The organism is Peredibacter starrii (genome assembly GCF_034259205.1).
Lineage (GTDB): Bacteria > Bdellovibrionota > Bacteriovoracia > Bacteriovoracales > Bacteriovoracaceae > Peredibacter > Peredibacter starrii.
The window spans coordinates 2444997-2458768 of sequence record NZ_CP139487.1; the positions used below are offsets into that span (position 1 = coordinate 2444997).

Here is a 13772-nt window from a genome sequence, read left to right on the forward strand (position 1 = left end):
ACAATATTACTTAAGCGGCAAAGTGATGGTGAATTTAGAACCTTCATTATAGACACTTTCGACTTGGATTTTCCCACCGTGGGCCTCGACAATTTGCTTAGTTATGTAAAGTCCAAGACCAAGGCCCGCAAATTCACGGTGACCGACGGCCCTTTCAAAACGGTCGAAAATCCTTCCCAGATGTTCCGGACGAATGCCAATTCCTCGGTCCGCAACTTCAATAATGACAGCATTATTTGCTGACTTAAGGGTTATATCAATGGGCATTCCCCGGCCATACTTAATGGCATTGGTGACGAGATTCAGTACCGCTTGTTCAATACGGAAAGCATCCCAGTGGCCCTTAACAGATCCCTGGGTCACAAGATTAATCGGCACCCGTTCAATCGACATGGCCAGATCCACTACTTGCTTCACTGTCATCTCTAAATCAACCTCAGTAACTTCAAGTTCAAACTTCCCAGCTTGAATCCGTGAAATGTCGAGCATATCAGAGATGATTCTCGTTAAACGTTTAAGCTGCAAATCATAGGTCATGAAGAGTTTTGAGAGCTGATCTGGCTCGAGAGTTTGGTCCTTCATAAACTTTCGCTGATACAGCTGAGTCTGCAAAGTAAGTGAGGTAATGGGTGTTTTTAGTTCATGGGAAGCAAGTGAAATAAATTCTTCACGAAGACTTAAAGCGAGCTGAGATTCAAGCTTAGCATGTTCGGCCAGGATCAGTGCTTTCTCAAGCTCTGCCTTTCTCGATGTAATCTCCTGCACCAGTGCCGCAACGTTGTCCTGCTCACTTTGAAGATTCAATTGAAGAATATCTCGAGAGGCCTCTAGTTCAGTTTGGTTCTTTTCAATCTGTAAGACCTGATTGAAGGATTGAATTCTTCCTTCTTCGCGAATCTTTGCCGCAATCACACCGATAATCCCAGTGGTCATGAGAACAAAAGTATTATTCAAAAACTCAGCAAGATGAGTTAGTTCGAAATTTGATTTAAGAAATCCGGCAAGGATATAAATTAAAACGTTTAGCGTAACCAGGAAGAACATTTGTCTTGGGACAACAGGAAAGATCAAAATTCCTGCGAGTAAAACCAAGTTTACCCCAGCGTAATATGGGCTAGCAAAACCACCTAAGATATAACATTGAATCGTAACTAAGGTCGCCGCAAGTGTGAGAGAAGAAAACCCCACCACAAAAGGATTCATGCTGTCGTAACGTTTCTTTACATAGACAAAAATTAAAACGAAGAGAATTACGGCGGCGGTTCGGGTTATAGAAAGTTCAATGAAATAATCACGATGTGCGATGTAATCCAGGATGGCGTAAAGCGGGATGAGGGTTATTCCCAGAAGAGTTAAAACACGGCAACTCTCGCGGGTCTGCGATACGACCATGTTCTGATAACGAGTCAATTCCTCAAGAGTCCAGTTGCTAGGCATCGAATTATTCTAGCAACTGAATCTTAAGAAAATCTAATAAATATTGCGGAAATAAATGTAGCCGATGAGTAAAACAACTAGTGCAACAAATGCAACACGCTTAACCCAGCTATCCAAGGCCAAAAATGAGCCTTCACCCTTATAAAAACCGGCATCCAGGATACAAAGAGCATGCAATGTAAGACCTGGCCAGAAATAGGCATAGTATCCACCGGCCACTAAAAAGGCCCAGAAGATACCGGGCATGACCCTTCCCTTCATAAGCTGACCCAGACCTGGAAGCATCATACTCCAGATTGCTGCGATTGAATTAGGTGCTTTAAATTCTACAGGATTTGCATTCATATTAATTCCCATTGATGAGTTTTCTAATGCCTTTTGAAAAAGACGACTCTTCTTGGTTCTTACGGTTTTGAATTTCTCTTTCACGAATATATTCAGTATCTGGAATCATGTGTTTACTCGGAGGAGTTTTCCCATCATTTGGTTGAATCTGAAAAACACCACGATAAGAAACTTCATCACTCACGAGATATTTCTGATTATCCAGAGTCTTGTTCCAGTTGATGTTAAAGTCTTTGCGATTAAGCTTAGATTCAAACTTCACGAATTTGTTTTCGTATCCCCAAGTATCTTTCACTGAATCCGTGACTGTGAATTCTACATTGGCCGGACGAGAAACATTCTTAATCGTTAATGTTCCCTGTGCCTTATACTTATTGTCTTTCATAAGAACGATCTTATCTGACTTAAAGATTATACTTGGAAACTGACGAGCATCAAAAAACTCTGCGTTTTTTAAATGACCGTCGCGCATTTTATTGCCAGTCTCAATGCTGTTCACATCAATCTTGATATTAAGCGATTTAAAGGAAAGCGGTTTTGGCTCTACATCCACATCAGCATCGAAGGCAGTAAAACGTCCCGTTAATTCTGAGACTCCGAGGTAACCAACTTGAAAAAGAACTTCAGAATGATCACGATTGGCGTGCCAAGGAGCGGCCTGTATTGAGAGAGATAAAAATGCGGCTAAAAGAAGAATTTGTTTCATGTAGTCATTATAGTTTTTTATGAGTTTTTGGGTAGATACGTATGTCACATAAAATAGCACAAACTTCCCAACTCTGGTATAATTTCGGCATGTCAAAAGCTCATGATCATCATCATTCAGACAGCACACTTCACCCTATCGATGCCTTTGGAATTAAGAGAGTTTCCTTGAGTTCTATTCGTATTGAGCGACTGGAAAACAGGATACATCCCCTGGTGCCATTTCCGCACAAACATGATTTTTATCAGTTAATTTTGATGACCGCTGGAAGCGGTCTTCACCATATCGATTTCAGCACTTATAAAATCACCAAGAATCAACTCTTCGTCATGAAACCAGCTCAAGTCCATACCTGGCATCTCAAAGGTGCCCAAGGTTACGTGGTGGAGTTTAACCGGGATTCTCTTCACGGTATGAGCACGCATGCGTTGGACATGATTAAACAATTAGATTTTACTCCGGATGCTCTGACTTTTAAGACCCAGGAGTTTGAGCAACTGAAAACAGTTACTAAACTTATGATGGAAGAATTCATGGCCGAAAAAGAGCATCTGGATCTTGCTCTTCGAGGATACCTCATGGCCTTTTTGATTCAAGTCTTACGAAATAGCCCAATTGGGAAACAGGCAAAGAGTATTGATATTCTCGATCGATTTAGAAATCTGGTTGAAGATAATTTTAAGCATGAACATCGAGTGGAGTTTTACGCCAAGGAATTAAAACTTACACCGAAGGCACTCACCATGCAGCTCTCTCGTCTGATGGGAAAGGCCCCGCGCCAGCTTATTCAAGAGCGTTGTTTACTTGAGGCCAAACGTTATCTTGCCTACTCAGCTCTTCCGATTGCAGATATTGGGTATGAATTAGGTTTTGAGGACGCAAATTACTTCACACGTTTTTTTAGACTGCATGAGAAAATGACCCCGGCAAAATTCAGGAAAGGCTTTTATGAATAAGAAGAAAATGCTTAATGTCGTCTATCTCATCTTTTTGGGAGTACTTCTCTACCAACTCATCCCTCGCACGCTCAATAATCTTCACTCTGAAGGCAAGTATCTTCCAAGTGTAAATACCTATAACCTTGGAAGCAATGTAGAGACACTGTTCCCGCCAGCAAATGGAAATGCCATTACCATTTTTTGGGCCACTTGGTGTGGCCCATGTAAATTGGAGATGAATCGGTTGAGAAGTTCGGTTGAAGAAGGAAAAATTCCTCAGGACAGAATTTTTGCCATTAATCCTTTTGAAACTCGCGACGTGATTCAGAAGTTCCTCTCTCAGGAGAAATTTCCCTTTCAGTTTATCGAGGCACCCGAATTAATTAAAGAGCTTAAGGTGGATGTCACACCAACCACCTTATTTATTGAAAGCGGAAAAATCACAAAGCGCAGCTCCGGACTTTCCCTCATTGGAATCTGGAAGGCCGAGTGGTTATTTAGATAACTCTCCACACTCAAGCATATACTGGGCGAACACATTTCTCACGGCCGGAGTTGCTTTATGGTTTTGTACCCAGTGCTTTTTAATCATCGGACAATAGTAAACTTCATAGTTCTCAACTTTACCTGTTCTTCTTAGTGTCACGAAAGCCGGGGCCACATTCTGATAAAGCTCAATGTTTTTATCTTTTGAGTTAGCTTTAGAAATCGACTTCAAAGACTTAAGGCCCTCTTTAAGACCCTTTAGCTCTGGTGTTTTATCTTTTTCGATGAAAGTCGCAAGTTCCTGGGCGGCCTTCTCTACCTGGGTCTGATCTGAACCTAAAAGAGTGTTAAAAAGTTTATCGTTCGCCTTGAAAGCGTCTTCCACCTGGCCCGCGATCGCCATGCCAGATACGAGTAATGAAAATGCAAATAAGGTAAATTTCATAGTTCCATCCTTTTTCATACAAAGACGATTCATTGTATCGATTTGTGACTTCCTAAGCTATAATTTATCCATGTCATATCATGCCGTAGATTTTGGGACTTCAAATTCCCTACTCAGTTATGTCTCAAACGATGGAAAAATCGTGCCCATTCCTCTGGATATCAATTCCGGCCTGGTTCTGCGATCGCTCATTTATACTCCTGAGAAAAATAAATGGTTTTTTGGAAATGAGGCCATCAGTGAGTATGTGAATCACGAAGGTGAGGGCCGCTTCTTCCGCTCGATTAAAAAGTTTCTTCCTGAGCCGGGTTACACCGGAACCTCGGTCTTCAACAGGAACATGAATATTTCAGAGATGGTCGCGGTCTTTCTAGGTGAGATGAGAAGACGAGCGAATAAGTACACTAACGAAGCCGTGGATCGGATCATCCTAGGTCGTCCCGCCTTGTACTCACTTGATAAAGAACAGGATCAGCTCGCCGAAGATCGTATGAGGAAAGGTGCTGAGCTGGCTGGTTATAAAGAAATTATTTTTTGTCCTGAACCTGTGGCGGCAGGACTTGATTACACGACCAGCGCCCAAGATGAGCGCGTGGTTCTCATCACCGACTTTGGTGGTGGTACTTCTGATTTTACTCTGATGAAAGTTCGCCATAACGAGTATTCGCAAGACGATATTCTGGGTCTGTCCGGAATTTTCGTGGCGGGTGACGTACTTGATGGTGTTATGATGAGGGACTTCATTGCTCCTCATTTTGGATCTCAATACGAATACCAAATTCCAGGTGGAACAAACATTTTGAAGTTCCCAAAGAACCTTCTAAAAAAGATCTGCTCCCCGGCCCACATCACTCACTTACGTGAAAAAGACACCTGGGAATTCCTTCAACACATCAATAAGTTTGCTCTCTCTGAAACAGATCAAACCAGAATGCGCAATCTCTTCACACTAGTTGAATGTCAGCTTGGTTTCCCATTGTTTCATGAAATTGAAAAAACAAAAATTGGTCTGGGTAAATCGCCGATGGTTGATTTTCACTATAACCATCTTGATATCAATATCACACAACCAGTTTCTCAAGCCGGATATCGCGAAAGTGTGACTCTTACAGTTAATGAAGTGATGGACACTATGATGGAGGTCTTCGCACAGTCGGGCCTTACTCCAGATAAGGTCGATCAGGTGATCATGACCGGTGGTACGTCACAATTTCCTCTCATCCAGGAAAGACTAAAATCCACCTTTGGTCCGGAAAAACTCAAAGAGCATAACATTTATCAGTCAGTGGTAAATGGTCTTGCTCAATATGCAATTCGGATAAAATCCTAAGGTTTGTTGCCCCAATAATTACATTCACTATGTAAAAAGTTCACTCTCCCCCGGATCGCTACATATTGTTTACACACGAATCTAGCGTGTAGCATTTCCCATGTTACAGTGACTCCCATGGGAAATAGTCAGGCATACTATCTTACAAAGTTAAGAGAGGACCTCTCTATCAAGCAGAGAAACAATCCTCACTACTCGCTTCGCGCGTACGCTCGAGATATTGGTATTCACCCAGCAACTCTAAGCCAGATCATCAATGGTAAACGTCCTCTTCCAATGAAGGACTCAGCGAGTGTTGCTCAGAAATTGAACCTGGGTCCAAAAGAAAAGACCCTCTTCATGGAGAGCTTACTCCGCAGTAAATCGACTCTGGACCAAATCAAACTCTCAGATGAAGACACCCGTTTTATTCTCGATGAGTCTTACTACAAGGTCATTGCAGAATGGGAACACTACGCGCTTTTAGAACTTTATGATCTAAAAGATTTCAAAGGAACTCCCGAAGAAGTTGCGGCCAGACTTGATCTCACGCTGAATCGAGTTGATGTGGTCATCAAGAACTTACTGACTTGCGGACTGTTAGAAAGAGATGCTGAAGGAAACCTTCAGAAGGCCCACGCCCGAATCACCACAACTGAAGACATAAAGAGCCAGGCCCTACGAGACTCTCACAAAGAAGTGCTCGCCATGGGGTCGAATAAACTCGACGAAATTGCTGTTGAGTTACGTGACTTCTCTTCGTTAACTATGGCACTAGATCTGAACAAACTGCCTGAGGCCAAATCCATCATCCGCGAGTTCCGTCTGAAGATGATTGAGATGCTTGAGGGTGGGGAACGCACTGATGTCTATCAGCTTGCGATTCAGTTCTATCCTTTAACGAAAATTGAAGACACTGTTAAGCATTAGGAGACTCTCATGAAAAACATCTTCCTTATTGCAGGTCTGTTAGCTCTTAGCTTGAACTCATTTGCAAGTGGAGAGAAAGGGAACGGCGGTTATTCTGTCGTTTGTCGCGATGAGAACAACTTCATTCTTTCAGCTGAGCTTCTTGATATCTACGAAGGTAAAACCATCTATAAGTTAGAATATCCTACGGCAGGTGAGAACTTTGCAGTGGACACGCTTCTGACAGTTGCAAAATACAAAATGAAAGAACACACAACGTTCTCTTCAAAACTAGAAAAAGAGCTCGCTCTGGTTGATCAAAATATGCTTTTCATCCCCCTAGGAAACGAGCTTGAGTCAACTGATGACGCTTTTCCGGTGATTAAGCGTCGGGGTTGTAAGTTCGAACAACTGGCGAACTATACAGACGAAGGTGAGCTGATTGTTTCGCAAGAGATCTATGATGAACTCGATAATGTAAACAAAGCGGCCTTCAGACTGCATGAGGCGATTTACTCTCTTAGAAGAAAGTCCCGTGGAGATGAAACATCTGAGGCCACTCGTCGCCTTACGGCCCATATTATGGCCAAAAATGGTAATCAAAAAACGATTGATCGCCTGACAAATGAATCTATGTTCCAACCGGATGTAAAAAAACTTCCATGCGGTCTAAGGGGCACTATTGAAGAGCGCATCGAGAGCTGCAGCTACCAGGCACGTCCAGTTGGTGGAATGTATCTTGTAACGAGAACCCAGGACATGAAAGAAGTTTGGAAGGACTTCGGCTCTAATCTCCTTTGGAGTGACCGCCTTCCCTCAAAAATGGGACACTTCATGGCGGAAAAGGCCTGTCAGGAAAAAGACATGCCCGAGATGGCCTACTTAAATCAATTCAAGTGGCGTCTTCCTACGAGTGCTGAATACTTTGGCCCACAAGAGTTTTTGGCCTTCGTTCTACCAAACAATGCAGGAGCGGATGGTGCATATAAGTTCTGGACCAGCACTGTGAAAGCGAAATTCGCCATGGTGTTTAACGGTGCCACAGGTGAAATGAGTTATGAGTATTTAAGTGATAGAAAAGTAGAATCAGTTCGTTGTGTAACAAAACTCAGATAAAAGAAGGGCCCCTAGTAAACTGTACCCCATAAAAAGTACATTTAAAAAAAACCGCTTAATAATAGCCCTCGGTATTCTGCCGGGGGCTTTTTATTTAAACCCTTTTGGGGCCTTTCTTCATTATAATATTTGATGGTACTGGATACCACCTTTTCAACCTCTTCATATGATCGACATTTTTTAATCTCTAAGAGATCTTTGAAGTGACCAAAAAATGATTCAATTGGTGCGTTATCTAGGCAATTACCTCTCCGTGACATCGACTGAGTTACACCTGCTAGCCTCAGAACTGCTCTAAATTCTTCATTAGTATATTGGAAGCCTTGATCTGAATGAATCATTAGATCAGTTCTTTTCTCGATTGGAATCTTACTCAGCAATTCTTTGAACTCGCATGCAAATGCAGATACTGTTGGTGTTTTCATTAATTTGTAAGAGACGATCTCGTTAGTCGCAAGGTCTTTGGTCGCTGACAAGAAAGCTTTGTCACAATTTCCATAATACAAGTAAGTCATATCTGTCGAATACACCTGATCTGGAAGTGGTGGATAGAAGTCTCTTTTAAGTAAGTTTGGTATTTCGACATGCTCCCCAGACTTCAAAGGGATTGCGCGATAAGGATTTCGACGACGGATTTTTGTTTCAAATCCATACTCTCGTTTAATTCTGGCGATCTTTTTGTGGTTTATAACATGTCCATCTCTTCGCATGAGTAAATCAAGCGTGATGATACCTGCTTTTTTCCTACTTCTCTCGTGATAATGCTTAATGATCTTACATGCCATTCTATCTCTTTCTTGGCGGGCCTCTGAGGATTTTCGAGAGGAATAAAATCCACTTCGACTAACAGACATTAAACGACAAAGATAGGAGCGATTTAACGATGGATCTTTGGAGATGGCCTCACCGATTAAAGAAAAAACAGCGGATCGTCTTCGGTGAGACCTTGGGCCTTTTTTAGCTGAGCATTGATCTCCTTTTGGAGAGCAAGTTCGGCTTTGAGCTCCTCGATAGTCATTTTATTAGGATCTTTCCGGCGACCACGCTTCTTTGGTACATTTTTAAACTTTTCTTCTCTTCTCCATCTATTCAGTGAGGAGTCAACGTACTTCTTATCGAAGCAGTTAACACTAAGAGTATCATTGAAGAATTGTTGACGAGTTCTACCGTCATCTACTCCATGGAGCATGAGCCGTTTAAATTCATTGCTGAACGAAATAGATTTTTCGGTAATTTTAATAACGTAGGGATTAGTTGTGAGCTTTTTGCGCTCAGAAAGAGAAAAGGCCCTCATAATCTGCTCCTTTTAAGGATTTTAGCCCATTTTTTAGAAAAGCGGTTTTTTTAGCTTGTCTAGAAAATGGGGTACAGATCATAGAGGCCCTTTTATATTACTTAACTTGGTTTAACCAGTCATTCATATTGTAGTAGTTAGTGACTCTTGCGATCTTATCGCCTTTAATGTCAAAGAAACATCCTACCGGCAAACGATACTTCTGACCTCTTGCAGGTGGAAGACCTTCGCAAGTTGACTTGTAAGTTCCGTTACAGATGAATTCAGCAGAGGCCCTTTTGCCGTCTGCAGATGTCATGATCACCATGTTATCAAGAAACTCATCATAGAACGTGTCCATTTCACCTAGAAATACTGTGAAGGCCTCTTTACCAACCGAGCGGCCGCCCTGGTTTGTATCGTGGATCACGTCATCTGTAAGAAGACCCAGCATATCTTTAAAACGTTTTTCGTTAAAAGCTTTGTAGTAAGCTTGAATCAATTCAGTCGTGTTCATAATGCTCCTAAAAATATTCGGCGTGATGCTTAATATGTTCTTCAATAAAAGTAGAAATGAAGTAGTAACTATGGTCATACCCCTCGCACATCTTCACTTCGAAATCCTGACCTGAGGTTTTTGCAGTTTCCACAAAATGGGAAGTCTTAAGTTCCTTCTCAAGGAAATCATCGGCCGTCCCCTGATGAATGAGGATCTTCGAATTATGCTTTCTACCCGCTTTCATTAGCTCACAAGTGTCATGGCCTTTCCAGAGATTTTGATCTTCACCAAAGTAACCTTTAAATGCCTTCTGACCCCATGGAACAGCCACTGGATTCACGATCGGTGAAAAAGCCGAGACCGCTTTAAACTTATCCGGGTTTCTAAGGGCCAGAACCAGGGCCCCATGTCCACCCATTGAATGTCCCATGATAGAAACGTTCGGTGTTTTAAAATGCTCTTTAATCACCGTAAAAAGTTCATTCATCACATAACTATCCATGCGGTAATGATCTTTATAACCAGGTGTTGTTGCATCTACATAGAAGCCCGCGCCTGATCCAAAATCATAACTATCATGCTCCCCCGGAAGATTAAGTCCACGAGGAGAAGTGTCCGGACAAATCACCATGAGTTTCTCATTAGCAAGAATTCTCTGGGCTCCCGCTTTCGTGATGAAGTTCTCATCCGTACAAGTAAGACCCGATAACCAGATGATACAACCCTTGATCTCGCCATGAGGAACAAATGTTGAGAATTTCATCTCAGTTTTTGTTTCCGCTGAATCATGAGACCAAAAACATGTATGGCCATCAAAGTTTTTATGCTGCTTAAGTATTTTCATAGGTCCTCTTTAGAAAGTGACTACACTACGGATACTCTTCCCTTCTTTCATATATTTGAAGGCGTCGTTGATTTGCTCAACTGGCATAGTGAAAGTTACCATCTCATCAATTTTAATTTCACCCTTCATATATCTGTCAACATAACCTGGAAGCTCAGTTCTACCTTTTACACCACCGAAAGCCGAACCTTTCCAAACACGGCCAGTTACCAGTTGAAACGGACGAGTTGAAATTTCTTCACCTGCTGCGGCCACACCAATAATTACCGATGTCCCCCAACCTTTGTGACAACACTCGAGAGCTTGTCTCATAAGTTTAGTACTGCCCACACATTCGAAAGAGTAGTCCGCGCCACCGTCAGTAAGCTTGATAACTTCTTCAGTTACTGAGTTAATTTTTGTCGGGTTGATGAAATCGGTAGCACCAAAATCTTTCGCCATTTCAAATTTAGCGTCATTAATGTCGATGGCGATGATTTTTTCAGCTCCGGCCATTTTCGCGCCTTGGATAACTGAAAGACCAATACCGCCCATACCGAAAACAGCAACGTTTGCACCTTTCTCAACCTTAGCAGTATTCAAAACCGCACCAATACCTGTCGTTACGCCACAACCAAGAAGACAAACTTTATCAAGTGGAGCTTTTGGATCGATTTTCGCTAGAGAGATTTCAGCACAAACAGTGTACTCAGCAAATGTTGATGTACCCATGTAGTGAAAGATTGGCTTTCCGTCTTTCGAGAAACGAGAAGTCCCGTCTGGCATAAGGCCCTTACCTTGAGTTTCGCGAATGCGCTGACAAAGATTGGTTTTGCCTGACTTACAGAATTTACAAGTTCCACACTCCGGAGTGTAAAGTGGAATAACGTGATCACCTTTTTTAAGTGACGTCACACCTTCACCAACTTCTTCCACGATGCCTGCACCTTCGTGTCCAAGAATGACTGGAAAAAGACCTTCAGGATCAACACCTGACAGTGTGTATGCGTCTGTGTGACAAACACCTGAGGCCACGATACGAACTAGAACTTCGCCCTTCTTAGGTGCTTCTAGGTCCACAGTCTCAATGCTTAGAGGTTGATTTGGTCCCCACGCCACAGCTGCCTTAACTTTCATCTGGTCACTCCTTTGGTATTTTATACTATAAGAATGATAGGTCCTCTGGTTGTTCTTGACTATCCACAGAGAAGGAACAACACTGTTTCCCTATGGAAACAATAAAATGGGTTCAGGGAGTTATTGCGTTTGTCAAAGTGGCCGAAACTGGCAGTTTTTCTCGTGCGGCAAAATCTCTTGGCGTCTCGAAATCTCATATCAGTAAAACCATCCGCCAACTGGAAGAAGACCTAGGCATTGCATTGTTTCTGAGATCAACGCGGAAGATCCAGTTAACGAGCCGTGGTGAGAAGTTTTTGATGGATAGTAAGGCCTCTCTGGAAAAGCTTGAAGGGGCCAAACAAGACATTATCCACTCCTCTGAAACACCTCGTGGAACTCTCCGAGTCACTCTCGCAGGCATCTTTGGTGAAAACTACATCGCTCCTGTCGTGATCAAAATGGCCAAGGACTATCCTGAGCTTCAGATTGAACTTAATTTCGACGCCCGCATTGTGGATCTCATCGCCGAGAAATATGATGTGGCCATTCGCTTTGGACACCTCCCTGATTCAAGTCTTAAGGCCCAAAAGATCGCTTCTCGACGAGAATTTATCTGTGCCAGCAAAACCTATCTTCAGGCCAATTCGGTCATCAAAGAACCAAGGGACCTAACAGCTCATAATTGTCTCGGCCAAGGTCAATGGACCTTTAAAAAAAACGGAAAGAAGCTCCAGGTTCAGATAAACGGAAATCTCAAAACCAATAATCCCCGTGTTCTTTTAAGAGCGGCGAAGAATGGACTCGGAATCGTGAGATTACCAGGATCATATGTGTTTGATGAAATTCAAAAAGGTAAATTGGTTTCTATCTTAGAGGATTTTAGCGAAGGGAAAATGGACATTTGGGCCGTGACACCTACTCGTCACGAGCAGAACATCAACGTTAAGACCTTCATCACCGAAGTGAAGAAGGCCTTAAGTGAAGGTTATCCCGACGTCTTATTTTAGACTTTCTTTTTTCTTCTTAAACTCAACGATGCTTTTCTTCACAACGCCAAGTAAGAGATAGGTTGCGATAAGATTCGGAACCGCAAGAAGTCCGTTTACCGAGTCTGAAATATTCATTACGACTTTAAGCTGAATTACAGCACCGATAAAAATAAAAAAGATAAAGACGTAGCGGTAAACCGGAACAAACTTCTCACCAAAGAGAAACACCACACCTTGCTCACCATAATAAGACCAAGAAACCACGGTTGAAAAAGCAAAGAGGATCACTGTCAAAGTGACAATCCCTCTTCCGAACACTCCATAGACACTTTCAAATGCCCATGCCGTCATCTCTGATCCAGCAATGCCAGCTTGGTTCCAGGCACCAGTTGAAAGAATCACCAGACCCGTGATCGAACAAATCACGACTGTATCGATAAACGGTTCAAGGAGGGCCACAATTCCCTCTTCGCCGGCAGTTGATTTTGCGGCCGAGTGAGCAATTGCCGCAGAACCCATCCCCGCTTCATTCGAGAAAGTCGCTCTTCTCATTCCCATGATCACTACATCTTTAAAGACCACACCCGCAAATCCACCTACGGCCGCAGTACCATTGAAAGCTCCCTCAAAAATCATGGCGAACATATCTGGAAGATGCTGGAAGTTATAAATAAGAATTCCCAGAGCACCCAGGATGTAGATACCGATCATGAAAGGAACAAGTTTGTCCGTGACCTTGGCAATTCTTCTGATACCACCAATAAGAATCAGCCCCGCCATCGCTGCCAATGCCAGTCCTGAAATCCAAGTTGGAACCTGAAGAGAAGTTGTGAGAACTGAGGCCATCTGATTTGACTGGAACATATTTCCAATCCCAAAAGATGATAGCACGATGAAAATGGCGTAGACATGGCCCATCGATTTCAATTTCTTTAAACCATTTTTCATGGTGTACATCGGTCCACCATGAACTTTCCCAGTCGGCCCTACTTCACGAAAATTCAGCGCCAGTGTGACTTCAGTAAACTTGGTCGCCATTCCCAGAAAGCCCGCCACCCAAAGCCAGAAAATGGCACCAGGGCCACCCAGTGAAACAGCGACCGCAACACCCGCAATATTTCCTAGACCAACAGTTGCTGACAAGGCAGCGCAAAGGGCCTGAAAGTGAGAGATCTCACCATGATGCTCATGCTTATCAAATTTCCCCATGATGATCATCACAGCGTCTTTGAAGAATTTAAATTGCGGAAACCCAAAGTAGATGGTGAAAAAAAGTCCTGAAAAACACAGAGAGAAAACCAGAGGCAGTCCCCAAACAATTGATACGAGTGATTCTGTCCAGATTTCAACTTGATTTAACATTATGTGTACCCTTCAT

16 protein-coding genes are annotated in these 13772 nt (G+C 42.7%); 6 read left to right on the top strand and 10 right to left on the bottom strand.

Features of this window, described 5'->3' with window-relative positions:
- Positions 1-6 precede the first annotated feature (6 nt).
- The 3 genes from SOO65_RS12390 to SOO65_RS12400 are packed head-to-tail and all read right to left on the bottom strand — an operon-like array spanning position 7 to position 2488.
- On the bottom strand, positions 7-1437 hold the full coding sequence (locus tag SOO65_RS12390) for a sensor histidine kinase (RefSeq protein ID WP_321390287.1): 1431 nt from the start codon (positions 1435-1437) through the stop codon (positions 7-9).
- Positions 1438-1470: 33 nt separating this feature from the next.
- Positions 1471-1782, bottom strand: coding sequence for a hypothetical protein (locus SOO65_RS12395; protein WP_321390290.1), 312 nt, complete (start codon positions 1780-1782; stop codon positions 1471-1473).
- 1 nt (position 1783) lies between these two features.
- Positions 1784-2488, bottom strand: a complete 705-nt coding sequence (locus tag SOO65_RS12400; RefSeq protein WP_321390293.1) for a YceI family protein — start codon at positions 2486-2488, stop codon at positions 1784-1786.
- A gap of 89 nt (positions 2489-2577) precedes the next feature.
- Here SOO65_RS12400 and SOO65_RS12405 point away from each other — a divergent pair, with 89 nt between their 5' ends.
- Both SOO65_RS12405 and SOO65_RS12410 read left to right on the top strand, forming a co-directional pair.
- The gene (locus tag SOO65_RS12405; RefSeq protein ID WP_321390296.1) at positions 2578-3444 is read left to right on the top strand and encodes an AraC family transcriptional regulator; all 867 of its coding nucleotides are present in this window, start codon (positions 2578-2580) and stop codon (positions 3442-3444) included.
- Positions 3437-3931 (top strand): TlpA family protein disulfide reductase, encoded by a 495-nt coding sequence (locus SOO65_RS12410; RefSeq protein ID WP_321390299.1) that lies wholly within the window; start codon positions 3437-3439, stop codon positions 3929-3931. Before SOO65_RS12405 ends, SOO65_RS12410 begins: the two co-directional genes overlap by 8 nt.
- On the opposite strand, the gene SOO65_RS12415 is transcribed toward SOO65_RS12410, so the two are convergent.
- Complete coding sequence (locus tag SOO65_RS12415; RefSeq protein ID WP_321390302.1) at positions 3920-4357, bottom strand: hypothetical protein; 438 nt, start codon at positions 4355-4357, stop codon at positions 3920-3922. The two genes, SOO65_RS12410 and SOO65_RS12415, sit on opposite strands and share 12 nt — an antisense overlap.
- A gap of 70 nt (positions 4358-4427) precedes the next feature.
- Here SOO65_RS12415 and SOO65_RS12420 point away from each other — a divergent pair, with 70 nt between their 5' ends.
- From SOO65_RS12420 to SOO65_RS12430, 3 genes are all read left to right on the top strand, one after another.
- A complete protein-coding gene (locus tag SOO65_RS12420) occupies positions 4428-5687 on the top strand; it encodes an Hsp70 family protein (RefSeq protein WP_321390305.1) in 1260 nt (419 codons plus the stop codon).
- 117 nt (positions 5688-5804) lie between these two features.
- Positions 5805-6596, top strand: coding sequence for a TIGR02147 family protein (locus SOO65_RS12425; protein WP_321390307.1), 792 nt, complete (start codon positions 5805-5807; stop codon positions 6594-6596).
- Between the two features lie 9 nt (positions 6597-6605).
- Positions 6606-7691: a hypothetical protein gene (locus SOO65_RS12430; protein ID WP_321390309.1), complete on the top strand. Its 1086-nt coding sequence runs from the start codon at positions 6606-6608 to the stop codon at positions 7689-7691.
- Between the two features lie 41 nt (positions 7692-7732).
- Here the strand turns inward: SOO65_RS12430 and SOO65_RS12435 are convergent, their stop codons facing one another.
- The 5 genes from SOO65_RS12435 to SOO65_RS12455 form a co-directional block, all read right to left on the bottom strand.
- The gene (locus SOO65_RS12435; RefSeq protein WP_321400195.1) at positions 7733-8602 is read right to left on the bottom strand and encodes an IS3 family transposase; all 870 of its coding nucleotides are present in this window, start codon (positions 8600-8602) and stop codon (positions 7733-7735) included.
- Complete coding sequence (locus SOO65_RS12440) at positions 8602-8985, bottom strand: hypothetical protein (protein WP_321389488.1); 384 nt, start codon at positions 8983-8985, stop codon at positions 8602-8604. Before SOO65_RS12440 ends, SOO65_RS12435 begins: the two co-directional genes overlap by 1 nt.
- Positions 8986-9082: 97 nt before the next feature.
- Complete coding sequence (locus SOO65_RS12445) at positions 9083-9481, bottom strand: ketosteroid isomerase-related protein (RefSeq protein WP_321390311.1); 399 nt, start codon at positions 9479-9481, stop codon at positions 9083-9085.
- A gap of 7 nt (positions 9482-9488) precedes the next feature.
- Positions 9489-10307, bottom strand: coding sequence for an S-formylglutathione hydrolase (gene fghA / locus SOO65_RS12450; protein ID WP_321390312.1), 819 nt, complete (start codon positions 10305-10307; stop codon positions 9489-9491).
- 9 nt (positions 10308-10316) lie between these two features.
- Entirely contained in the window at positions 10317-11423 is a 1107-nt protein-coding gene (locus tag SOO65_RS12455) for an S-(hydroxymethyl)glutathione dehydrogenase/class III alcohol dehydrogenase (RefSeq protein ID WP_321390315.1), read from the bottom strand.
- A 92-nt stretch (positions 11424-11515) separates the two neighbouring features.
- Here SOO65_RS12455 and SOO65_RS12460 point away from each other — a divergent pair, with 92 nt between their 5' ends.
- Positions 11516-12412: a LysR family transcriptional regulator gene (locus tag SOO65_RS12460; protein ID WP_321390318.1), complete on the top strand. Its 897-nt coding sequence runs from the start codon at positions 11516-11518 to the stop codon at positions 12410-12412.
- Here SOO65_RS12460 and SOO65_RS12465 read toward each other — a convergent pair.
- Positions 12404-13756, bottom strand: coding sequence for an alanine/glycine:cation symporter family protein (locus SOO65_RS12465; RefSeq protein ID WP_321390321.1), 1353 nt, complete (start codon positions 13754-13756; stop codon positions 12404-12406). The two genes, SOO65_RS12460 and SOO65_RS12465, sit on opposite strands and share 9 nt — an antisense overlap.
- Positions 13757-13772: the final 16 nt, after the last annotated feature.